Annotated in this window: 17 protein-coding genes; 11 read left to right on the top strand and 6 right to left on the bottom strand. The window is 39.5% G+C overall.

Going from position 1 to position 22,336, the window contains the following annotated elements:
- Positions 1-66: 66 nt before the first annotated feature.
- Positions 67-1,086 carry a beta-N-acetylhexosaminidase gene (gene nagZ, locus ACN19N_RS02335; protein WP_269238548.1) on the top strand — a complete coding sequence of 340 codons (1,020 nt, stop codon included), beginning with the start codon at positions 67-69 and terminating at the stop codon, positions 1,084-1,086.
- Positions 1,087-1,219: 133 nt separating this feature from the next.
- Positions 1,220-2,062, top strand: coding sequence for a class I SAM-dependent methyltransferase (locus ACN19N_RS02330; RefSeq protein WP_004660461.1), 843 nt, complete (start codon positions 1,220-1,222; stop codon positions 2,060-2,062).
- 61 nt (positions 2,063-2,123) lie between these two features.
- Here the strand turns inward: ACN19N_RS02330 and ACN19N_RS02325 are convergent, their stop codons facing one another.
- Positions 2,124-3,434: an alpha/beta fold hydrolase gene (locus ACN19N_RS02325; RefSeq protein ID WP_420001888.1), complete on the bottom strand. Its 1,311-nt coding sequence runs from the start codon at positions 3,432-3,434 to the stop codon at positions 2,124-2,126.
- A 344-nt stretch (positions 3,435-3,778) separates the two neighbouring features.
- On the opposite strand from ACN19N_RS02325, the gene ACN19N_RS02320 reads away from it, so the two are divergent.
- The 3 genes from ACN19N_RS02320 to pta all read left to right on the top strand — a co-directional run bounded on the left by ACN19N_RS02320 (position 3,779) and on the right by pta (position 8,684).
- Positions 3,779-5,044: a glutamate-5-semialdehyde dehydrogenase gene (locus ACN19N_RS02320; RefSeq protein ID WP_269229562.1), complete on the top strand. Its 1,266-nt coding sequence runs from the start codon at positions 3,779-3,781 to the stop codon at positions 5,042-5,044.
- Between the two features lie 295 nt (positions 5,045-5,339).
- Complete coding sequence (locus ACN19N_RS02315; protein ID WP_420001887.1) at positions 5,340-6,515, top strand: acetate/propionate family kinase; 1,176 nt, start codon at positions 5,340-5,342, stop codon at positions 6,513-6,515.
- A 33-nt stretch (positions 6,516-6,548) separates the two neighbouring features.
- Positions 6,549-8,684: a phosphate acetyltransferase gene (gene pta, locus ACN19N_RS02310; protein WP_420001886.1), complete on the top strand. Its 2,136-nt coding sequence runs from the start codon at positions 6,549-6,551 to the stop codon at positions 8,682-8,684.
- 67 nt (positions 8,685-8,751) lie between these two features.
- Here pta and ACN19N_RS02305 read toward each other — a convergent pair whose 3' ends face one another.
- Positions 8,752-9,657, bottom strand: a complete 906-nt coding sequence (locus ACN19N_RS02305; RefSeq protein ID WP_420001885.1) for a DMT family transporter — start codon at positions 9,655-9,657, stop codon at positions 8,752-8,754.
- 182 nt (positions 9,658-9,839) lie between these two features.
- Here ACN19N_RS02305 and ACN19N_RS02300 point away from each other — a divergent pair, with 182 nt between their 5' ends.
- The 3 genes from ACN19N_RS02300 (at position 9,840) to ACN19N_RS02290 (ending at position 13,013) form a co-directional block, all read left to right on the top strand.
- Positions 9,840-10,700, top strand: a complete 861-nt coding sequence (locus ACN19N_RS02300) for a helix-turn-helix transcriptional regulator (RefSeq protein WP_420001884.1) — start codon at positions 9,840-9,842, stop codon at positions 10,698-10,700.
- Positions 10,701-10,848: 148 nt separating this feature from the next.
- The gene (locus tag ACN19N_RS02295; RefSeq protein ID WP_004660453.1) at positions 10,849-12,375 is read left to right on the top strand and encodes a fumarate hydratase; all 1,527 of its coding nucleotides are present in this window, start codon (positions 10,849-10,851) and stop codon (positions 12,373-12,375) included.
- A gap of 95 nt (positions 12,376-12,470) precedes the next feature.
- A complete protein-coding gene (locus tag ACN19N_RS02290; protein WP_269229558.1) occupies positions 12,471-13,013 on the top strand; it encodes a DUF2059 domain-containing protein in 543 nt (180 codons plus the stop codon).
- A gap of 17 nt (positions 13,014-13,030) precedes the next feature.
- Here ACN19N_RS02290 and ACN19N_RS02285 read toward each other — a convergent pair whose 3' ends face one another.
- The 4 genes from ACN19N_RS02285 to tig all read right to left on the bottom strand — a co-directional run bounded on the left by ACN19N_RS02285 (position 13,031) and on the right by tig (position 17,371).
- Entirely contained in the window at positions 13,031-13,747 is a 717-nt protein-coding gene (locus ACN19N_RS02285; RefSeq protein WP_269238555.1) for a DUF2846 domain-containing protein, read from the bottom strand.
- A gap of 151 nt (positions 13,748-13,898) precedes the next feature.
- Positions 13,899-15,209 (bottom strand): ATP-dependent Clp protease ATP-binding subunit ClpX, encoded by a 1,311-nt coding sequence (gene clpX / locus ACN19N_RS02280; protein ID WP_269229556.1) that lies wholly within the window; start codon positions 15,207-15,209, stop codon positions 13,899-13,901.
- A gap of 28 nt (positions 15,210-15,237) precedes the next feature.
- A complete protein-coding gene (clpP, locus tag ACN19N_RS02275; protein WP_004660445.1) occupies positions 15,238-15,843 on the bottom strand; it encodes an ATP-dependent Clp endopeptidase proteolytic subunit ClpP in 606 nt (201 codons plus the stop codon).
- 196 nt (positions 15,844-16,039) lie between these two features.
- Entirely contained in the window at positions 16,040-17,371 is a 1,332-nt protein-coding gene (gene tig / locus ACN19N_RS02270; protein ID WP_046738411.1) for a trigger factor, read from the bottom strand.
- 473 nt (positions 17,372-17,844) lie between these two features.
- On the opposite strand from tig, the gene ACN19N_RS02265 reads away from it, so the two are divergent.
- The 3 genes from ACN19N_RS02265 (at position 17,845) to ACN19N_RS02255 (ending at position 22,164) form a co-directional block, all read left to right on the top strand.
- Positions 17,845-20,280 (top strand): catecholate siderophore receptor Fiu, encoded by a 2,436-nt coding sequence (locus ACN19N_RS02265; RefSeq protein ID WP_420001883.1) that lies wholly within the window; start codon positions 17,845-17,847, stop codon positions 20,278-20,280.
- 97 nt (positions 20,281-20,377) lie between these two features.
- Positions 20,378-21,061 carry a Fe2+-dependent dioxygenase gene (locus ACN19N_RS02260; RefSeq protein ID WP_269238557.1) on the top strand — a complete coding sequence of 228 codons (684 nt, stop codon included), beginning with the start codon at positions 20,378-20,380 and terminating at the stop codon, positions 21,059-21,061.
- Positions 21,061-22,164 carry an alpha-hydroxy acid oxidase gene (locus tag ACN19N_RS02255; RefSeq protein WP_269229553.1) on the top strand — a complete coding sequence of 368 codons (1,104 nt, stop codon included), beginning with the start codon at positions 21,061-21,063 and terminating at the stop codon, positions 22,162-22,164. The genes ACN19N_RS02260 and ACN19N_RS02255 overlap by 1 nt, the downstream gene beginning before the upstream one ends.
- Positions 22,165-22,336: the final 172 nt, after the last annotated feature.

Below are 22,336 nucleotides of genomic sequence, written 5' to 3'. Positions count from 1 at the left end.
AAATGTAGCAAATCATTGCACAATTTAGCTATCGCTTTTTTACATCAAAATTCAAATGGAATCTATATGATCGGCGCATTGATGCTAGACGTTGCTGGCACAGAACTTACTCAAGAAGATATTGAACTATTACAAGCTCCGCAAGTCGGTGGCATGATTTTATTTGCACGAAATATTGAGTCTCCTCAACAAGTTCGCGCTTTAACTGATCATATGCGCCAAGTCCGTCCAGATATTCTGATTGCTGTCGATCAAGAAGGTGGGCGTGTTCAACGTTTAAGACAAGGCTTCACCTTGTTACCTGCAATGGGGCGACTTGGTGAACATTATGCACATCATCCCGAACAAGCAATTGAGTTAGCCCAACAGTGTGGTTGGTTAATGGCAACTGAGGTTCTCGCTGTAGGTATCGATTTTAGTTTTGCTCCAGTCTTAGACCTGAATGACATTAGTGATGTGATCGGTGATCGTGGCTTTGCTAAAAATATGCAAGACATCGTGCCATTGGCTGATGCGTTTATGCGTGGAATGAAACAAGCAGGTATGGCAACGACTGGAAAACACTTTCCTGGACACGGTTCTGTGAAAGCCGATTCGCACGTTGCAGCGGCGATTGATAGCCGTTCATATCAAGAAATTTATGACAAAGACATGCAAAGTTTTATCAAGTTGATGCCTCAGCTCGATGCACTAATGCCCGCACATGTGATTTATGATCAAGTCGATCCAAACCCTGCTGGCTTTTCTTCATTCTGGCTGCAGAATATCTTACGCCAGCAGTTAAAATTTGACGGCGTTTTGTTCTCTGATGATCTCAGTATGCAAGCCGCATGTGTTGCTGGTGGTGCTGATGCACGTATTCAAGCGGCATTAAATGCGGGTTGTGATATGGGATTAGTGTGTAATGATCGAACAGCAGCATGTACAGCCTTAGATGGTATCGGGAAGCTTGCTTTACCAAATCAACAACGTCTAGAGCGTATGCGCGGTAAAATCCCAAACATCCAAGTAGGCTCAACACTAAATTTAGATGAAAGTTGGCAGAACGTAAAAAAAGTCATTGAAGACTTTAAGAATTCGTTTTAACTTGCCAATAAGCAAAAGATGATTTAACACGCCATCTCCAATTGATCTATTTAAAAATGAATAGGTCAATTTCCTCGCGCAAATGGGTTGTGCATGGGAACAGAATAAAATGAAAAAATTGAGTCTAGGACAGATGACACAACAACTTTCGAAACACCGCCATATTTCATTTACTGCACACTATACCGGCTATATTTGGTATCAAATGGGCATTTCCCATCCTGCATTAGCGACAACTAAAGGAAAAACACTAGCAGCCTTAGTCCATCCGATTGAAAGTTGGGCAGAAAAGTATGTTGGTGGAAGTATGCGAACAACCTTGAAACAACGCCATACCATGCTTGATACGCATTTAGAGCAATTAATTCAGCAATATCCAAACCTACAAGTACTTGAAATTGCATGTGGCTTATCGCCACGAGGTTGGTGGTTTAGACAGCATCACCCAGACATTTGCTATCGTGAGCTTGACTTACCTGACATGGCCGCAACAAAACAAGCAGCATTACAACAAATTGAACCACATGTTGATGATGTCCTATCCGTTGATTTATTTACAGAAGCATTTGCAAACGTATTTAAAGTCTTTGACCCTAAACGACCTTTGGTGATTATTAGTGAAGGCTTAATTAACTACTTTGAAAAGCCCCTACTTCAGCAACTTATTCAAGCAATTGCGATCTATGGCCGCGACTTCAAAGAACTTCATTATTTAACCGATCTTTATCCAGAACCCACTCAAAATAAATTAGCAACCATTATCTGGAATAGTAGTCGTTTATTGAAATTAATGTCACGCAGCGCTTTTAGCTTCCACTTTAAGACACCAGCAGAGGTAGAGAATTTTTTTCATGAAGCCGGTTTTAAGCAAGTTGAAGTGCTTCAACCTAAAGAATTTTTTGAACAAACACGTTTAGAAAACAAGGAACAACATCTCGGTGATCTTGTTTGGATGATTCAAGCCACCAATAAATAAAAGTCAAAAAAAGAGAAGTGAATTCAAAAACACTTCTCTTTTAAATTTTATTAAAAAATAATTAAATTTGTTTCTGACGCTCAATAAAACGAGATAAACGATCCGCAACGTCGAAACTACCGTGTTTAAACAAGATACGTAAACCTTGTTCAGTTGCCTCAAATGTTAAACATTCTATTTTAAACTCACCTTCTTCATCAGCTAAATGTAAGGCTAAATCTCGTGGATGCTGGCTAACAAAACCAAGCTGATCCAAATGATCAAGTTTTAGGTACACACCAAAGAACGTAATATCTACAATCTTTACTGCTACTTCGGTATCTGAATGTCGATGTGATAATTTAGTGTCTGGTTTTAAAACAGGGATACGTTCTTCACCACGACGCTCAATATTTTTCATCTGTTCACGGTTCATTGGAATAATACCATCAAGATTGTCGATGGATTCTCCCTTTAAAAACGTAGTAAAAAGCGTCATCGTTTCTTTGCGGCGTTGTAATTGTGGAACATGGTCTGCATTGGCAATCAACGCAAATTCCATATTATTACATTGCAAAGCAAAGTCAGCATTTTCATGTGGCAAAGTAAAGCTATCATACTGCCCTGCTGCAACAAGAGTTTTACATTGCGCGACAGGTACATTGCTTAAACGGAGTAGTCGATTGCAATTAATCTCGTAACGCTCACGTTCAGTTGCAGTAAACTCTGCCATCTGTCTAAAGAATAAACGTTTTGCCGTTGGAGACATCCGCGTTTTATCAAGCTTGGCATGATTCACAAGATACAAAATAACTGCTTGCCCAAACCCCTCCATACGATCTTCACGCATCAAGTGTAAAGATTCCTCGAGCAGCATACGCCAGCTTTTACGGGTCTTTTGCATCACACCCATCAAGACCATGCGATCAATCAGTTCGGGACGTTGGTGTGCAAATGAAGATGCAACGACTGAACCCAACGACATGCCCATAACAGATACTTTATCAATCCCAACAATATCAAGCCATTGACCCAACATTTTTGATAAATCTGGTAATTCAAGAATTCCAGCTGACTCGCCTGTATCTACATTTCGAATCTGCTGATTTGCACCCATTGATGGTAAATCAATCAATATGACAGGCCCACTCTCAAACAGTTGCTCGACACAATACTTATAAGAGTTAAAATTTTGAAATGCGCCCCCGACAATTACAATTGGCGTGTTATAGATCGTCTTAGGATCTGCAATTGCCATATATTCAATTTTCCAACCATCTATCCATGTAGTACGCGCTGGTTGTTTAAAACTGTTTTTATTGTATATGTCGAAAAAACCAAACCCTGTGTAGGTATGGTTTAAATCCGAGTCCATTTGGATTATGGAATTCATATCCTTCCTCCATCCTTGTTTATTTTTTTGCTGTAATTAGTCTCATTTTTAGTGAGTTCTAGTTACAAGTTAACAAATTTATAAAATTTGTATTACATTTATCCTATACATTTTTCATTCTATACAAATGCATGATTTATACGCAATCATTTCCTTAACCACTTATCTTGTTTAGATCAATAATATTTTTCAAAATATGTAATCAGCTTGTAAATTCAATTTTAAATCAAAAGAACTGCTCAAAATTTACAATCTATAATTTTTTGAATTATCAGTTCAGCCTATTCATTGTTCATCATTTGACTGTTACTATCATTGTAAATATATGCAATCGTCAAAATGCTATGCAAGATTCTATTCAAAACTATATGCAACAGGTTGGTACTCAGGCACGTCAAGCGTCTCGTATCTTAATGAGCGCATCAACACATCTAAAGAACCATGCTCTGTCTGCAATTTATACTGCTTTAGAAAATAATCAAGCACAAATTTTGGCAGCCAATCAAATTGATATGCAAAATGGTCACCAACGTCAATTAGATTCTGCCCTCCTTGATCGTCTTGAACTTACTCCTGCTCGCTTTAAAGGCATGCTACAAGGGTTAAAAGATGTTATTGCACTTGTTGACCCAATTGGGGAAATTACGGATTTAGCTTACCGTCCATCGGGTATCCAACTGGGTAAAATGCGGGTTCCTTTAGGTGTAATCGGCATGATTTACGAATCGAGACCGAATGTTACCCTTGAAGCCGCATCATTAGCACTAAAGTCAGGAAATGCCATTATTCTACGTGGTGGTTCAGAAGCGATTGAATCGAATAAAGCAATTGCAATCGCAATTCAACACGGTTTACAAATTGCAGGCTTACCTGAACATGCTGTTCAAGTGATTGACACACCTGACCGCGCAGCAGTAGGTCATTTAATCACGATGACTGAATTTGTAGACGTGATTGTCCCTCGTGGCGGTAAAAGCTTGATTGAACGTGTAACGAATGAAGCACGTATTCCTGTGATTAAGCATTTAGATGGCAATTGCCATGTTTTTGTTGAAGCACAAGCAGATTTACAAAAAGCATTACCAATTGCGCTCAACTCAAAAACACATCGTTATGGCGTATGCAATGCGATGGAAACATTACTTGTTGATGAAGCAATTGCAGAAGATTTCCTACCAAGTATTGCTGAACTATATGCAGATAAACAAGTTGAACTAAGAGGTTGTGCGGAAACACGACGTATCTTAGGTGAGTCTGTTAAAACAGCCACCGAAGAAGATTGGTACACTGAATATTTAGGTCCTATCCTTGCAATCAAAGTCGTTACAGGTATGGATGAAGCAATCGAACATATTAATAAATATGGTTCTCATCATACCGATGCAATTATTACTGAAAACTTTAGTCTAGCACGTGAGTTTCTCGCACGAGTTGATTCAAGCTCAGTCATGATCAATGCTTCAACCCGCTTTGCTGATGGCTTTGAGTATGGTCTAGGTGCTGAAATAGGGATTTCAACAGACAAAATCCATGCACGTGGTCCAGTTGGTCTCGAAGGTCTAACTTCTCAGAAATGGATCGTATTTGGTGATGGTCAAATACGCCAATAAGGCATTTAGATCCAAGTAAAACGCTGCACGATAAAGCTCATTTATTTGATCTTTATCGTGTTTTTACATATTTTCATACAAAAACCCTGATCAAAATAAACAGATTCATCCTAAGAAGTTGCTATTTACACTCTATAATCATTAGATTCAATTATAAATCAGTTGTATAGGCTAAAGTCTATCTTCGCCAATATGACAACCCATGTTAAAACATTGTGCTTGATTACCCTGCTTATGCGTTGCAGCAAGATCAAAGTGTTCGTCATAAAATTTAAAATTTGTTAGGTGTTCAAACGTGGCTAAATCTGTACTTGTAATTAACTGTGGTTCATCTTCAATCAAATACGCGCTTATCTCAGAACGTCGTGAAGATCGTATTTATGGATTAGCAGAAAACTTAGGTTCTGCTGAAGCGCGTATCAAAGGCGTTACGATTAGTGGTGAACCACTTGAACTTTCGATTCCACATGCAGATCACGCCAAAGCACTTGAGACTCTTCTTGCACGTTTAGCGAACTACAATCCACAAGCGATTGGCCATCGTGTTGTTCATGGTGGCAATTTAACCAAAGCAGAACTATTAACACCTGAAATTGTAAGCCGCATCGAAGCTGCAACACCACTTGCACCCTTACACAATCCTGCACATTTGATTGGGATTGAAGCAACCATGCGTTTGTTCCCTGAATTGCCTCAAGTTGCTGTATTTGATACGGCATTCCATCAAACCATGCCTGAACATGCGTATCGTTATGCTTTGCCACAAAATTTATATACCGAACACCATGTGCGTCGTTATGGTTTTCATGGAACAAGCCATGCTTATGTGACTGAACGTGCAAGTGAACTCGCGGGTGCGAAAAATCAAGGGGGCTGGCTCAGTGCTCACTTAGGCAATGGTAGCTCAACCTGTGCTGTTTGGAATGGTCAAAGTCTTGATACTTCTATGGGCATGACTCCATTAGAAGGTGTAGTGATGGGCACACGTAGTGGCGATGTTGACCCAAGCTTACATTTATTCCTTGCAAGTAATTTAGGCTGGAGTATCCAGAAAATTGACAGTATGTTGAATAAAGAAAGTGGCTTGCTTGGCTTATCTGGCCTGTCAAACGACATGCGTACTTTAGTTGAAGCTTCGGGTAATGGTCATGAAGGGGCAACACTGGCGATTGAAGTGTTCTGCTATCGTTTAGCAAAATCATTATCTGCTTTGAGCTGTGGTTTGCCGCGTTTAGATGGTTTAGTTTTCACGGGTGGAATCGGTGAAAACTCAGCTTATGTTCGTGAAAAAACCTTGGCTTATCTACCACACTTTGGTTTGCAGTTTAGTGCAGAAAAAAATAATGCGTTAGCACGCGGCACTGAAGGCCAAATCGATAATGACACAGGTCCACAGATTTGGGTTGTACCTACAGACGAAGAAGGACGCATTGCGAAAGAAACGCGTCAAGTCGTTGAACAGCTCGCTTAATTCACAAAAATTTAGATAAATTTTAAGGTTCTTATGAATACGATTTTACTGATTCCAACAGGTGAAGGGGTTGGTCTTACATCTGCCTGTTTAGGAATGATCTACGCTTTAGACTGTAAAGGAATTAATGCTGGTTTTCTTAAACCATTTTCTCAATTAGCAGATTCAACCATTGATCGCACTGCAACACTTTATCGTCATTTATTTCAACATCAGTCTGTTGAACCGATTGCTTATGAAAAACTCACCCAGCTTCTTGGTTTAGGCGAAACAGATGAGCTACTCGAAGAAGCTGTTGCACTGCATCGTAAAATCTCAGCCAATCACGATGTGATTATTGTCGAAGGACTTGTACCCAATGGACAAGATCACTTTGCCAGTGAAATTAATGCCGCACTTGCACAAGCACTCGATGCCCAAGTCGTTTTGGTCAGCACAGCGGATTTAGCTGACCCACGTAAAACAGCCGAAAAAGTCGATGCACATTTGCGTCAATTCGGAGGTGCTGCATCAGCGCGCACCACAGGCGTTTTATTTATGCGAACCAAAGGTCTCCCTGATGGTACAGCAGCAATTCCTGTCACACTTGATCCAAGTTTGCGTTTAGATAAGCAAATAGCTGAATTTTCAATACAATTACAACGTTACAATCGTTTTATTGGAACAAGTGAATTACCTATCATTGGTTTAGTGCCATTCAGTAATATTCTCAGCGTACCGCGTAGCTTAGATATTGCTACTGTTGTTAATGGAATTTGGTTAAATGAAGGTGAAGCAAAACAACGCCGTATTTTACATACCAGTTTAATCGCATCTGATATTGAAGCCGAATTACATAAATTTGTTGCTGGCGAACTTATCATTAGCGCATCTCAACGTACAGATACCCTACTTGCAGCAAGTCTTGCAAGCAGTAATGGAATTCCTTTGGCGGGTTTAGTTTTAACTGAACAGGCTGCTCCATCCGCGAATATTTTAGAATTCTGCCAAGGTGCTATTAAACAAGGTCTACCAATTTTACACACTTCGCTAGACACATTAGAAACAGCACAACGCTTATATCATTTTGGCAATGAAATTCCTGTAGATGATATTGAACGTGCTGAACAAGTGACGCGTTTTGTTTCAAGCCATCTTGATAATAGTTGGCTCGATCAACATACTCAGAACAACCTGAATCCACGATTATCTCCATCTGCATTCCGCTACGAGCTGGTACAAAAGTCGATTGCTGCGAAAAAACGCATTGTACTACCTGAAGGTGATGAACCTCGTACTGTACAAGCTGCTGCAATTTGCCAATCACGTGGTATTGCTGAATGTATTTTATTAGCGAAACCTGAAGCTGTTGCTGAAGTTGCTAAAGCGCGTGGTATTCAGCTTCCAGCTGATCTGCAAATTATTGATCCCGATAGTATTCGTGACCAATATATTGAACCTATGGTTGAATTACGCAAAGGTAAGTTAGATGCATTACAAGCAAAAGCACAGCTACAAGATACTGTAGTCCTTGGTACGATGATGTTGGCACTTGATCAAGTCGATGGCTTAGTATCTGGCGCAATTCATACCACTGCCAATACCGTTCGGCCTGCATTTCAATTGATTAAAACTTCCCCGAACTATTCACTAGTTTCATCAATCTTCTTTATGTTGTTACCTGATGAAGTTTATGTCTACGGCGATTGTGCAATTAATCCAGATCCAAATGCTGAACAACTTGCTGAAATTGCGATTCAATCTGCAGACTCTGCTAAAGCCTTTGGTCTTGATCCACGTATTGCCATGATCAGTTATTCCACAGGTACGTCAGGCGCAGGGGCCGATGTTGAAAAAGTGGCTGAAGCAACCAAGATCGCCCAACAACGTCGTCCTGATTTACTGATTGATGGGCCTCTACAATACGATGCGGCTTCAGTTGAAAGCGTTGGACGTCAAAAAGCACCTGAATCTAAAGTTGCAGGTCGTGCCAATGTATTTATTTTCCCTGATCTCAATACTGGTAACACCACCTATAAAGCAGTACAACGTGCAGCGAATGTGGTGAGTGTTGGCCCAATGCTGCAAGGTCTAAACAAACCTGTGAATGACTTATCTCGCGGTGCTTTGGTTGATGATATTGTATTTACCATTGCCTTAACGGCGATTCAGGCAAAACAGCAAGACTAAACTCATATCGTTATATTAAAGCCATTAACTCGTTCAAAAGTTAATGGCTTTTTTGTTCATTCATTAATCAAGCATTTTTTGAAGAACCTAAACGCTTTAACTGCGGAATTTTCACAAAGAAAATTGCATTACCACATAAGATCAAGATCACCCCGATCACCGCATTCATTTGCCAATGATAATCTTCCCAAACTGTCGAGATCAGCAAGGCAACTAAAGGAAATAACAAGGTACTATACGCGGCTTTGCCTGCCCCAATCCGTCCAACTAAATAGAAATAGGCAGTAAAACCAATCACTGAACCAAAGATGGCTAAATACAATAAAGCACTCACAGCACTGAGTTGCATATTTGGAAAAAAGTCATCCTGTCTTAACCATGAAATCACAGCCATCAACAAAGAACCGTATAACATGGCATACGCATTGGTGGTGAAAATATCCAACCCATGCTTTTGATGGCGCGTACTGATCATATTCCCCAAAGAAAAACCATAAGTCCCTAAAATACACAGCCCAATACCGATCAATGTATTGCGATTTAAAGTGGTACCAACCACATCATGCCAAAACAAGGCAATTATTCCGAGTACACCTAATAACGCCGCAGGATAAAAGCGCATAGACACCTGCTGAGAGAAAAATAATCGGGCATTTATGGTATTAAAAATCACCGCCATGGAAAAAATCACGGCCTCTAAACCACTACTGATATATTGCACCGCATAATAAAAACAGACGAAGTTAAAACCAAAAATACAGCAGGCTTGCAACATACAAAACAGATGATCTTTACCTGCCAGTTTCTGCAACTTGCGGCTCAAAGCGACGAAAACAAATAACACCATTGCTGAAATAAAAAAACGCCAGAACACCGCAACACTGGCTGATATCCCACTTTGTTGTTGCAGACTAATCGCAATCCATGTGGTTCCCCAGATCACCACCACCAAAGCATATAACAGCGCATTCATTTCTCTAAAACCACACTCAACAATAACTGTTATATTTTGCAGGGTTGGGGCAGTTGATTACTTGCACCATCTTGCGGTGATTATCATGGATTTGCGTTTTTCTAGAAATTTTTTGACCAGATGACAAAACTGACTGAAAGTTCTACACTAAACTGGATCATATTTGGCACTGCGTATAGAAGATGAAATATCAGATTCTAGATCAATTACAGCAATATAAAGCGCAATTACTCGACTCAGTAGAACTCGGTCCGGGTATGCAGTTGGCCATGTGGCAAAATAACCAAGACCGTGTCAGCGTCTGTAGCAATCATCACACCTTGAGTATGTATATTCAGGGCGGTTATGAAAGCTATCAAAAAACCCAACAGGGCTGGCACAATGGCGGTGGCCCTGACCGCATGTGCCTGATGCCACAAGATTTTGAATCGACTTGGGATCTACGTGATCCACTCACCTTCGTACATCTGTATTACACTGAACAGCACTTACAACGTGTGGCCGAACAAGTCTGGGATCGCGAACCGAGTCAAATCATTTTAAATCCACAAATTTTTGTGGCTGATCCTCAAATTTCTATGATCTATCGACACTTTTTACTCAATGGTGCATGGCAAGATCGTGAAAACCATTTACAGATGAGTACGGCGACAACGCTGTTACTCAATCATCTGATCAAAAATTATAGTCATGCACAATGGCAGGCACCTGCAGTCAAAGGAGGTCTCTCCCCTTACGTACTTAAGCAGTTACTGGAATGGATTGATCAACATCTACATTTGAGTTTGACCTTGTCTGATCTGGCTCAGCAAGCGCAACTCAGCGAGTATCATTTTGCGCATATGTTTAAACAATCGATGCAGATGCCACCGCATCAATATGTGATGCAACGCAGCCTAGAACTGGCACATCAAGCACTTGAACAAAGCACCACGAATCTGACCGAGATTGCAGTGCAATATGGCTTTAGTTCAAGCAGCCATTTTAGCCATCGCTTTAAGAAACAGTTTGGCTATAGCCCATCTCAACTGAGAAAAAACTAAAATCCACAGCGCATCTTTTGTTGATGCAATTTAGATCAAAGGCTTACTTTAGACCTTTAGCCAAATCTAAGCTAAAACTCCCACATTCATTCCTTTTTGTCATATAATTTAGCCCGCCAGCTAATCGCCCGCTCAAGAGAAATTTGATATGACAACGATCATCAAACAAGATGACTTGATTACATCAATCAAGGATGCCCTGCAGTTTATTTCTTACTATCACCCACAAGACTTCATCCAAGCGATGAGCCGTGCTTACGATCGTGAAGAAAACAAAGCTGCAAAAGATGCTATTGCCCAAATCCTGATCAACTCACGTATGTGTGCTGAAGGTCACCGACCAATCTGTCAGGATACAGGGATCGTTAACGTTTTCCTTGAAGTCGGCTTAGATGTTAAATTTGATTTAACCATGAGCTTGGATGATGCTGTAAACGAAGGTGTACGCCAAGGTTACCTAGAGAACTCAAACGTACTCCGTGCTTCTGTTTTAGCAGATCCAGCTTTTGGTCGTAAAAATACCAAAGACAATACCCCTGCCGTGATTCACTACAAACTCGTTCCTGGTAATAAAGTTGATATTACCGTTGCAGCGAAGGGTGGCGGTTCAGAAAATAAATCTAAACTTGCGATGTTAAACCCATCTGATTCAATCGTGGATTGGGTACTTAAAACTGTTCCAACTATGGGTGCAGGTTGGTGTCCACCAGGTATGCTCGGTATTGGTATCGGTGGTACTGCTGAAAAAGCCATGATGCTTGCAAAAGAAGCACTTATGGAAGAAATCAACATGGACGAATTACTTCGTCGTGGTCCACAAAGCAAAATGGAAGAACTCCGTATCGAGATCTTCGAGAAAGTGAATGCATTAGGTATTGGTGCACAAGGTCTTGGTGGTTTAACTACAGTCCTTGATATTAAAATCAAGGATTACCCATGTCATGCGGCAGGTAAGCCAGTGGGTATGATTCCGAACTGTGCTGCGACTCGTCACGCACACTTCCAGTTAGATGGTACTGGTGTTGCACACATTCAAGCACCGAAACTTGAAGACTACCCTGCTGTAACATGGGATTCATCTCAATCAAAACGTGTGAATCTTGATACCATCACCCAAGAAGAAATGAATGAATGGAAGCCAGGTGATACATTACTTCTTAACGGTACGATTTACACAGGTCGTGATGCTGCACACAAGCGCATGGTCGACATGTTAAATAATGGTGAAGAGCTTCCAGTCGACTTAAAAGGTAAATTCATTTACTACGTGGGTCCAGTCGATCCAGTTGGTGATGAAGTCGTTGGTCCTGCAGGCCCAACAACAGCAACTCGTATGGATAAGTTCACTCGTCAAGTGTTAGAAGCAACTGGCTTATTCGGTATGATTGGTAAAGCGGATCGTGGTCCTGCTGCAATTGAAGCAATCAAAGACAATCAAGCAACATACTTGATGGCTGTTGGCGGTGCTGCATACCTCGTGTCTAAAGCAGTTCGTGAAGCTGAAGTAGTTGCTTTTGCAGACTTGGGTATGGAAGCAATCTACAAATTCGTGGTTGAAGATATGCCTGTTTCTGTTGCAGTTGATGTCAATGGTACTTCAATCCATGCCACTGCACCAAAAATCTGGCAAGCAAAAATTGGGAAAATTCCTGTTGTAGATGCTGCCGCTCAATAATACTCATACAATAATCTTAGCCGAATCATCGTATTCGGCTATTTTTTTGCCTTAAGCTTCTGCTAAATTATTCACAGAACGATAAGGATAAAAACATGCATAAAACAATATCGAAACTACTCATAAGCTTTTGCATCGTCATAGCTGTACAAAATACTGAGGCAAGCCCTGCTCAAGTCAAATCAGTAAAGGAGCTGATTAAACTCAGTGAATTAGAAAATGTTTTACATACGTCTTTAGATGAGATGCAGCCAACATTAGATGCTGAGGCAGAAAATATTCTATTACGCATTTTAGGCAAACAGCGACTAACAACAACAGAAGAATATTTAGCCGTTATAGAACTGGGACAGCTTTTAAAACAGACAAGTTCAAAAATGTTTGCTCGCCCTGAGACATTACAAGCCATTGAACAAATTTATACAGAAACACTCAGTGAAGAAGAAGTACAAGCCTATTTAAAGTTTTTAAGAACACCAGAAGGAAAATCAATTAATCAAAAAAACTTAAAGATTAATACCAATGTTTTTCAATACATGAATAATTTAAGTCAAAAAACGTTGGCTGACCCTGAGCAGAGTTTACAGCTTAAAGAGCAGCTTTTAAGCATCATCAAACCTTTAATTCAAGATGAGTAAGCCCTGCTCTTTATCCATTACCAAGTCAAAGGATTCCAAAGCTTAAATGGTTTAACCAATAGTACTTCAGATTTTTCATCATATTTCAGAGGTTTCAATTCTTGTGGTTTTGAACGAACTTTACCTGAGGCATCTTGTGCTACAAAGTTATAGCTCGATGATTTTAACCGTGTAAATGCGATTTCCTGATGTGCAACTTTATCAGGCATAATCATAAATGGTCCCGTATGTTCACTACGAGAAATCTTATTTTCTTCATCGTATTTAATAAAATACGTTTGTGACGCATCAACCGTAAAATCTACATATTTTGGTTTTTGAAAATGTAGCCCTGCCAATGGACGGCTGACACTCAAACGATATGTCCCAGCTGGTAATTCTAACCAATAATAATGATTATGTAACAGGCTTGGAATTCGATGACCATTGATAAATAAATTTGCAGCAGCAATTTCTTGGCGATTCCAGCGCGTATCTGGGCGATATAAATAGACCACTGCCGCTTGCTCATTCTGTGGTTTGATCGGTGTGTAATATTGACCTAATTTTTGATTGACCCATCCACCTATGGTAAAACCACCAACATGATACTGATCAGATAGCCCCGGTTCTTTTGCTGTATCAACTGGAGGTAAAGTCGCTGTGAGTACTGTCGAATTTTCTTCAACCGCCTTATGACTTTGACAGCCAGCTAACACCCCTGCACAACATAATGACAATATTAAATAACGCATGATATCCCTCAAGGCGTTTTCTTGGATTTATTTTTAACAGCGCAAAACTATGCGGATTTTCCGATTTTTAAGATTAACACCTCATTAATTAATTGCAAATAAAAAAAGCATGAAAAGCCGAGGCTTTCATGCTTTTTTAGATGAATGTGAATCAAGCTGACTTTGAGTCAATCACTTTCAGATCTTTCTTTTCCACCAACTCTGGTGTTGCAACTTGAGGTAAACGTTCAGCTTTAAATGTCGGCTTAGCTGTACCATTAATCACAGCTTCATCCACAATAACCGTCCCCACATCACTACGACTTGGTAAGTCATACATGGTTTCAAGCAATACATTTTCCAAAATAGAACGTAAACCACGTGCGCCCGTATTACGTTCAAGTGCTTTTTTCGCTACAGCACGCAATGCAGATTCATCAAAGACAAGATCAACATTTTCCATCGTGAAAAGATACTGATACTGGCGAGTTAATGCATTTTTAGGCTCTGTCAGAATTTGCATTAATGCTTCTTCATCCAGTTCTTCTAAAGTTGCAATCACAGGCAAACGACCAATAAACTCAGGAATCAAACCAAATTTGACTAAATCAGTTGCTTCAACTTGACGGAACAACTCAGAGACTTTTTTACTGTCATCCTTATTCTTCACATCAGCCGTGAATCCAATACCGCCTTTCTCTTGACGTTGCTGTACAATTTTCTCTAAACCAGAGAATGCACCACCGCAAATAAATAAAATATTTGAGGTATCAATTTGAATGAATTCTTGTTGCGGATGCTTACGACCACCTTGTGGCGGAATAGAAGCAACGGTGCCTTCAATCATTTTCAATAATGCTTGTTGTACACCTTCACCTGATACATCACGCGTAATTGATGGATTCTCCGATTTACGGGTAATCTTATCAATCTCATCAATATAGATAATACCTTTCTGCGCTTTTTCTACATCGTAGTCCGCTTTCTGCAATAACTTCTGCACGATGTTCTCAACATCTTCACCCACATAACCCGCTTCTGTGAGTGTCGTTGCATCTGCCATGGCAAAAGGAACATCCAATAAGCGTGCAAGAGTTTGCGCAAGTAAGGTCTTACCTGAACCCGTTGGTCCAATCAACAAGATATTACTTTTCGCAATCTCGATATCCTGATGTGCATGATGAGACTGACCAACTTTCAAGCGCTTATAATGGTTATAGACCGCAACAGATAATGTTTTCTTTGCAACATCTTGTCCAATGACATATTGATCCAACGCAGCACGTATCTCATGTGGTTTAGGCAAAGCTTTAGTCGCCCAGTCACCTGCTTCAACTTGTTGACTGGTTTGCACTAAATCTAAGCAGACATCCACACACTCATTACAAATATATGCGTCCTCACCTGCAATCAATTTTCCAACTTCAGATTGTGTCTTACCACAAAATGAACAATGCTTTTGTCCTTGAGGATGTTCGGACATATTTACTCCACAACTTAAATCTTAAAAACTAGGGACGTTTGCTTAATACTTGGTCAACTAAACCATATTCTTTGGCTGCTTGTGCAGTCATAAAATTGTCACGATCTGTGTCACGTGCAATTCTTTCATAATCTTGACCACTATGCTCAGCCATCAGACGGTTTAGACGCTCTTTGATATAAAGAATTTCACGTGCATGAATTTCGATATCAGACGCTTGACCACGGAAACCACCGAGTGGTTGGTGAATCATCACGCGTGCATTTTCAAGACAGTAACGTTTTCCTTTAGCACCTGCATTCAATAAGAATGCACCCATTGAAGCCGCTTGTCCCATGCAATATGTAACAACATCTGGCTTAATAAACTGCATAGTGTCATAAATTGCCATACCAGCAGTTACTGAGCCTCCCGGTGAGTTGATATAAAGATGGATATCTTTCTCTGGATTCTCAGCTTCTAAAAATAACATCTGCGCAACGATAAGATTTGCCATGTTATCTTCAACTTCACCTGTCAAGAAGATGACACGCTCACGTAACAAACGTGAGAAAATATCAAATGAACGCTCACCACGTGATGACTGTTCAACGACTACAGGAACTAAAGCATTTTCAATTGTTGGAACATACATATGTTTATTTATTCCTAAATTATTCTGACTCGATCATGCCAACAATATGAGGGATAATCGCTGAAATTGCAAAAGGTTCAACCCTAAATATTCGACTATTTAGACTAAAAGCTGGCAATTTTTCGATAAATTAACACTTTCATAACACTGATAAAAAAAGGCGCATTAAGCGCCTTTCTTCTGAACTTTTAAAAGATTAGCCACGACGAGCTTGTTGTTCTTTCAATAAGTCTTCGTAACTTACTGGAACATCATTTACTTTAGCAGCAGCTAAAATGTGGTCAACAACTTGGTCTTCTAACACAACTGCTTCAATTTGAGCACGTTGTTGTTTATCATTTTTGAAGTATTCAACCACCTCTGTTGGATCTTCATAAGAAGAAGCCATGTCATCAATGTAAGCTTCAACACGTGCTTGATCAACTTCAAGTTTAGCATCAGCCAATACTTTGCTGACCAATACACCAAGCTTCACTGATTTTTCAGCTTGCTCTTTAAACAATTCATCTGGAAGCATGCTGCTATCAAATGCACCTGCACCTTGAGCACCAAACTGTTGAGTGAACTGTTGAATCATTTGTTGACGTTGACGGTCAATTTCTTGAGCAACCATAGAAGCTGGAACTTCAATTTCGTTTGCAGCGACAAGTGCGTCAAAGGCAGCTTGTTTAACTTGGTTACGAAGACCGTTGCGAACTTCACGTTCCATATTTTTACGAACGTCAGCTTTTAACTTGTCTACGCCTTCTTCTTCAGTTAAACCAAAGATTTTTAAAAATTCAGCATCAATCTCTGGAAGTTTTTGTTTTTCAACAAGTTTAACAGTGATTTTGAATTGAGCTGCTTTACCCGCTAAGTTTTCAGCTTGGTAATCTTCAGGGAAAGTAACATCAATCACTTTCTCTTCGCCTTTCTTCATCCCGATGATGCCATCTTCAAAGCCTGGAATCATACGACCAGAACCAAGAACAAGTTTAAAGTCTTCAGCAGCGCCGCCTTCAAACTTCTCACCATCAACTGTACCTTCAAAATCGAAAGTCACTTGCATGTCTTTTTTCGCCATGCCTTTAGTTTCAGTCCAAGAAGCACGTTGTTTTTGCAAGTTTTCAATCATGACATCAACATCGGCATCGTTGATTTCTGATGATTTACGTTCAACTTCTAAGTCAGCAAAAGCTTTCACTTCTACTTCTGGATAAACTTCTACAGTCGCTTCAAAAACTAAAGCATCATCTTTGTTTTCAACTTTTTCAATGTTCGGCATGCCGACCGCATTGATTTTTTCTTGTTGAATTGCTTCGAATACTGTGTCACGAATGATGTCATTCACAACTTCTTGATAAATGCTCGCACCATATTCACGGCGAACAACATTTAAAGGCACTTTACCTGGACGGAAGCCGTTGATCTTCACAGTTTTGGCAGTGCGTTTTAAGCGAGCTTCAAATTGCTCGTTAACACGGCTCGTCGGTACAGAAACATTTAAACGACGGGCAACGCCCGAAACCGCTTCAGTCGTTACTTGCATGGCTTCCTCGATATATAGTTAGTAGTAACATTTTTAAAAGTGCCACATTATATGACAACTTTCAGGATATACAAAATTAGATGATCAAAATTCCCTATTTTTCGTATAAATCAAAAAAATTATATTTAAGCTCTCATCACTTATGGATAAAAATACAATTTAACAAATCCAACATTTACAATTTATTCATTTAAAAAACAAATATTTATTTAAATCAATCATTATTATTAATTTACATCTAAATAAAAATCGTTAATACCAATTACATTTTTAGATATTATATATCAACAACTTAGATGTATACAATTCATTCTACAATAGATAAAGCCATTGATAACGATAATAATTATCATTAGACTTCGCACAAATTGTTACATAGCTTAACAATCTATCCACTTTTACTGCTTTTTTGTAAAAATATTTACAAAATCGAAAGTTCAGTCATTCATCACTTCAATTCAGGGGTTCTCTCAATGGCAAAGATTAAAAGTCGTAAACATATTGGTACGACACAGTTAGTTGCACTTGCTGCAAGTTTACCTTTTGCTGGTCATGCTGCGACTAAAGAAGAAAATATTGCTAAACTTCCAACGATTGAAGTAAATGCAGAAAATACTTATAAAGCGGATAAAGTAAGTTCACCAAAGTACACACAACCTTTGGTTGATACACCTCAAACGATTAGTGTCATCAAAAAAGAAATTTTAAAAGAACAAGGTGCAACTTCACTGACAGATGCCTTGCGTAACACACCAGGCATTACCCTACAGTTAGGTGAAAATGGTAATACCAGCGCGGGAGATTCTTTCCAAATGCGTGGTTTTGATACCAAAAACTCGATTTATGTCGATGGTATCCGTGACATTGGTGCAATTAGCCGTGATGTTTATAACCTTGAACAAATTGAAGTGGTCAAAGGCCCATCTGGTGCAGAAGCAGGTCGTGGCGGTGCTGGTGGTTATATCAATTTATCAACCAAGTTACCACATGCGGACAATAGCAGCGAAGTTTCAGCAACATACAACACAGCAGAACATAGCCGTTTGGCTGCCGATATTAACCAAGCAATCAATGAAAGTACGGCTGTACGTTTGAATGTTATGGGGCAACAAGGTGGTGTTGAAGGTCGTGACTATATTGAACAAAATGGTTGGGCAATCGCACCTTCTATTGCTTTCGGTTTAGATTCTGACACACGTTTCTATCTATATTCACAACATATCAAACAAAATAATATCCCTGATGGTGGTATTCCAACCATTGGCATGGATGGTTTCTATTATGGCTATTCATCTAATTATGAATATGATAGCAAGTATCCTTTTGACTCTAAAGACAAAACATTAAGAGATACAATTCGAGCAGATATTAACAACTCAGCGGATGCAAAGAAAATTAATGCGGCTTTAGCAAAAGCATCTGCAGTTGACCGTACCAATTTTTACGGCAATGTTAATGATCATGAAGATATTACAGCCAATATGGTCTCTGCAAAAATTGAAAGTGATCTCTCTGAAAATATCAAATTCACCAATATTTCACGTTTTGGTAAAACTGAAATGGAGCGTGTATTGACTGGAGTCAATGCGATTACCGTTCCATCTGTAGATGTCAAAGTGAATGCGGATAAAACTTATAGCTATAAATTTAATTATAAGACCCTTGATTTATCTAACCCAGATACTTTTACAGTTGCTCGCACCCGCCAAGGCTTAGATCAAACCAATAAAATACTTGCGAACCAAAGCACATTGAATATCAATGTAAAAACAGGTGACATTGAGCATAATATTGTTGCTGGTTTAGAGCTATTACAAGAACAGCAGTACAACAAGACTCGTAATGTACAAATACCAGGTCAGGTAGCCCCAACCATTCCAGCTGCCAATATATACAACCCAAACCGAGATACAGTATTACCTGATTTGGTTTACACAGGCGGATATACAGACGCACAAACGGATACAGCGGCACTTTATTTGTTTGACACACTCAAATTTGGTGAACGTTTTCAGTTAAATGGTGGTGTCCGCGTCGATTATTTTGATACTCAATATGATGCACTCGAAGTAAATACGGATTCAACGACATCTAAAATTACAGAAGTAAAAACAAATTTAAAAGTACATGATACCTTGGTTAGCTGGAAACTCGGTGGTGTATTTAAACCAACAACCGAAAGTAGTGTTTATGCATCTTATGCTAAATCATTAACCCCTCCAGGAACGGGCTTTGTATTAAGTAGTGCTTCAAATTCAGTCAATGCTGTAACCAACAACCCATCAACCAAACCTCAAGAAACACATCATTATGAGATTGGAACCAAATGGGTTTTAAATGACGATAAAATCATTTTAACTGCTGCGGCTTACCACACAGAGAATGAAAACCAAATCACTCAAGATCCAATCACTTTGGCGTACATTCCTGAAGGAAAAATAACAGTTAAAGGCTTAGAGCTTGGTGCTGTTGGGCAAATTACACGTGCATGGAACGTCTCTGCAGGTGTTGCTTATATGAACACTGAACAGGAAAATCAACAAGCGTATAATGCAACAACCAAAACATGGACATATACCGATGGCGTTCGTTGGTCGCCAGATTGGACTGCTTCGTTATGGACAACATATAGCGTTTCTGGTTTTAAAGCTGGTATTGGCGCACGTTATGTAGACGAACAAAAACGTTTAATTACCAATAGTGCAACACCTGTAGCGATGCCAATTATTCCATCTTATGTGGTATTTGATGCAATGGCTGCCTATACCTTTAACAAAAATGCATCCATGACTTTAAACGTCTATAACCTTGCAGATAAAGACTATATCAGTACATTAAATGGTGGCGGTAGCCGTCTCGTTCTTGGTCAACCACGTTCAGCGTCTCTCAGCTTCAACTATAAGTTCTAAATCATTCTGTTAAATCATTAATGATTTAACACATGAACACAGCCTGTCAGAAAAGTTATACTTTCGACAGGCTGTATTTTTTTGGAAGATTTTAAATATGATGTTGCATATCCCCGAAGTCCTAAATAAACAAAAAGTTGCTGAACTACGCCAACAAATACAACAAGCATCAGTCTGGGTTAATGGTATCCAAAGTGCGGGACAACAAGCTCAACAAATTAAAAACAACTTACAAATTGATGTGCATAGTGATGTATATCCTTCAATCAGCCATCATGTTTTAAATGCCTTACAACAAAACTTACTGCTTCGCTCAGCGGCTCTCCCACAGCATATTTTATCGCCCATGTTTAACTGTTACCAAAGTCAAGGTAACTATGGCAATCATGTTGATAATGCAATTCAATATTCAACCAAAACTGGGCAAATGATTCGTACAGATGTCTCTATTACCGTTTTCTTATCTGAACCTGATGAATATGAAGGTGGTGAATTAGTCATCGAAGATACCTATGGCAGCCATGAAGTTAAGCTTGATGCGGGAGATGCAATTGTCTATCCAGCAACCAGTTTACATCGCGTTGAGCCAGTGACTCAAGGCAGCCGAATTGCGGCTTTTACTTGGATTCAAAGTATGGTGAAAGATGACTGGCAACGAACCATGCTCTTTAATCTCGATATGACCATTATCAAACTTAGACAACAATTGGGAGACACCGAAGAAGTTGTGAGCTTGACCAGTCATTATCATAATTTATTAAGACAATGGGGCAATTTATAATGTCTCAGCACAGACCATTAGCGCCATTAGATGCGATTCCTGCATATATTCAAACCATTCACGACTATCAACAACAAGCTCAGCGACATGTTCCTGAAGATGTTTGGGGATATTTAAATGGTGGTGCAATGCATGAACTTAGTGTGCAAAATAATTGCCAGCAATTTCAAAATATTCAACTAATTCCGAGACATTTAAATGATTTAACACAGGGAAATACCCGTTTTCAGTTATTTGGGATGGAATATCCACATCCTATTTTTTTAGCACCGATTGGTCATCAAGCACTTTTTCACCCACAAGCAGAGGCGGCTTCTGCCCTTGCTGCCGAAGTGATGCAGAGTAATATCATTCTCAGTACTTTTAGTAATACCGCAATGGATGAACTCACGCACCATAATCCATATAAATGGTTTCAGCTTTATTGGCAGGGTTCTCGAGAAAAATCTTTAACCTTAATCAAACAAGCTGAACAATCAGGTTATCGCGCACTGGTTATCACCGTCGATGCTCCGCATGTTGGTATTCGAGATCGAGAACGCAAATTATTCTTCCAGTTACCTAAAGATATGCAGCACCCACATACGCCTACACACCTGAGTTTTCCTGATGTATCTCCATCCGAAAGTCAGTTGTTTCAAGGTTTAATGCAAATCGCGCCAAAGTGGTCTGATATTGCTTGGGTGATTGCAAATACACATCTGCCTGTAATCTTAAAAGGAATATTACATCCTGCCGATGCTCAGAAAGCCCTCGATCATGGGGTGTCTGGGATTATTGTTTCTAATCATGGTGGGCGCATTATAGATACGACTATTCCACCTTTAGTTGCGTTACAAAAAATTCGTGCAATTGTTCCTGCTGATTACCCTGTATTATTCGATGGTGGAATTCGACGTGGAACGGATGTGTTCAAAGCAATTGCTTTAGGTGCAAACGCTGTATTGATTGGACGCCCTTATATTTATGGTTTAGCAACAGCAGGCGCTTTAGGTGTTGCTCATGTCATCCGCATGTTAAAAGAAGAATTTGAAATTACGATGGCACTTATGGGAACTGCTACCATAAAGGACATTAATCAAGACTATATTTATCAGTCTTAAGCATATTAATGGGAAATATTTTCTTTAAATTTTATTTTTATGCAAAAAATAGGAAAATATTTCCCATCCATTCGAATTAAAATAAATTATAGACCACTGCAGTCGCTTGTATTTTCACCTAGACTGATTCAAATTAGGTGATTAAGATAACTGCAAAACCCAATACTTTTGC

The sequence above is a fragment of the Acinetobacter sp. LF10 genome (genome assembly GCF_048585715.1).
In the GTDB taxonomy this organism is placed as follows: domain Bacteria; phylum Pseudomonadota; class Gammaproteobacteria; order Pseudomonadales; family Moraxellaceae; genus Acinetobacter.
The sequence above is the reverse complement of the archived record's forward strand: the minus strand, read 5'-3'. Positions and strand labels throughout refer to the sequence as shown.

Coding starts and splice junctions, on each gene's coding strand:
- nagZ (WP_269238548.1), top strand. CDS start 67: ATGATCGGCGCATTGATGCTAGACGTTGCTGGCACAGAACTTACTCAA.
- ACN19N_RS02330 (WP_004660461.1), top strand. CDS start 1,220: ATGACACAACAACTTTCGAAACACCGCCATATTTCATTTACTGCACAC.
- ACN19N_RS02325 (WP_420001888.1), bottom strand. CDS start 3,434: ATGAATTCCATAATCCAAATGGACTCGGATTTAAACCATACCTACACA.
- ACN19N_RS02320 (WP_269229562.1), top strand. CDS start 3,779: ATGCAAGATTCTATTCAAAACTATATGCAACAGGTTGGTACTCAGGCA.
- pta (WP_420001886.1), top strand. CDS start 6,549: ATGAATACGATTTTACTGATTCCAACAGGTGAAGGGGTTGGTCTTACA.
- ACN19N_RS02305 (WP_420001885.1), bottom strand. CDS start 9,657: ATGAATGCGCTGTTATATGCTTTGGTGGTGGTGATCTGGGGAACCACA.
- ACN19N_RS02300 (WP_420001884.1), top strand. CDS start 9,840: ATGAAATATCAGATTCTAGATCAATTACAGCAATATAAAGCGCAATTA.
- ACN19N_RS02295 (WP_004660453.1), top strand. CDS start 10,849: ATGACAACGATCATCAAACAAGATGACTTGATTACATCAATCAAGGAT.
- ACN19N_RS02290 (WP_269229558.1), top strand. CDS start 12,471: ATGCATAAAACAATATCGAAACTACTCATAAGCTTTTGCATCGTCATA.
- ACN19N_RS02285 (WP_269238555.1), bottom strand. CDS start 13,747: ATGCGTTATTTAATATTGTCATTATGTTGTGCAGGGGTGTTAGCTGGC.
- clpX (WP_269229556.1), bottom strand. CDS start 15,209: ATGTCCGAACATCCTCAAGGACAAAAGCATTGTTCATTTTGTGGTAAG.
- clpP (WP_004660445.1), bottom strand. CDS start 15,843: ATGTATGTTCCAACAATTGAAAATGCTTTAGTTCCTGTAGTCGTTGAA.
- tig (WP_046738411.1), bottom strand. CDS start 17,371: ATGCAAGTAACGACTGAAGCGGTTTCGGGCGTTGCCCGTCGTTTAAAT.
- ACN19N_RS02265 (WP_420001883.1), top strand. CDS start 17,845: ATGGCAAAGATTAAAAGTCGTAAACATATTGGTACGACACAGTTAGTT.
- ACN19N_RS02260 (WP_269238557.1), top strand. CDS start 20,378: ATGATGTTGCATATCCCCGAAGTCCTAAATAAACAAAAAGTTGCTGAA.
- ACN19N_RS02255 (WP_269229553.1), top strand. CDS start 21,061: ATGTCTCAGCACAGACCATTAGCGCCATTAGATGCGATTCCTGCATAT.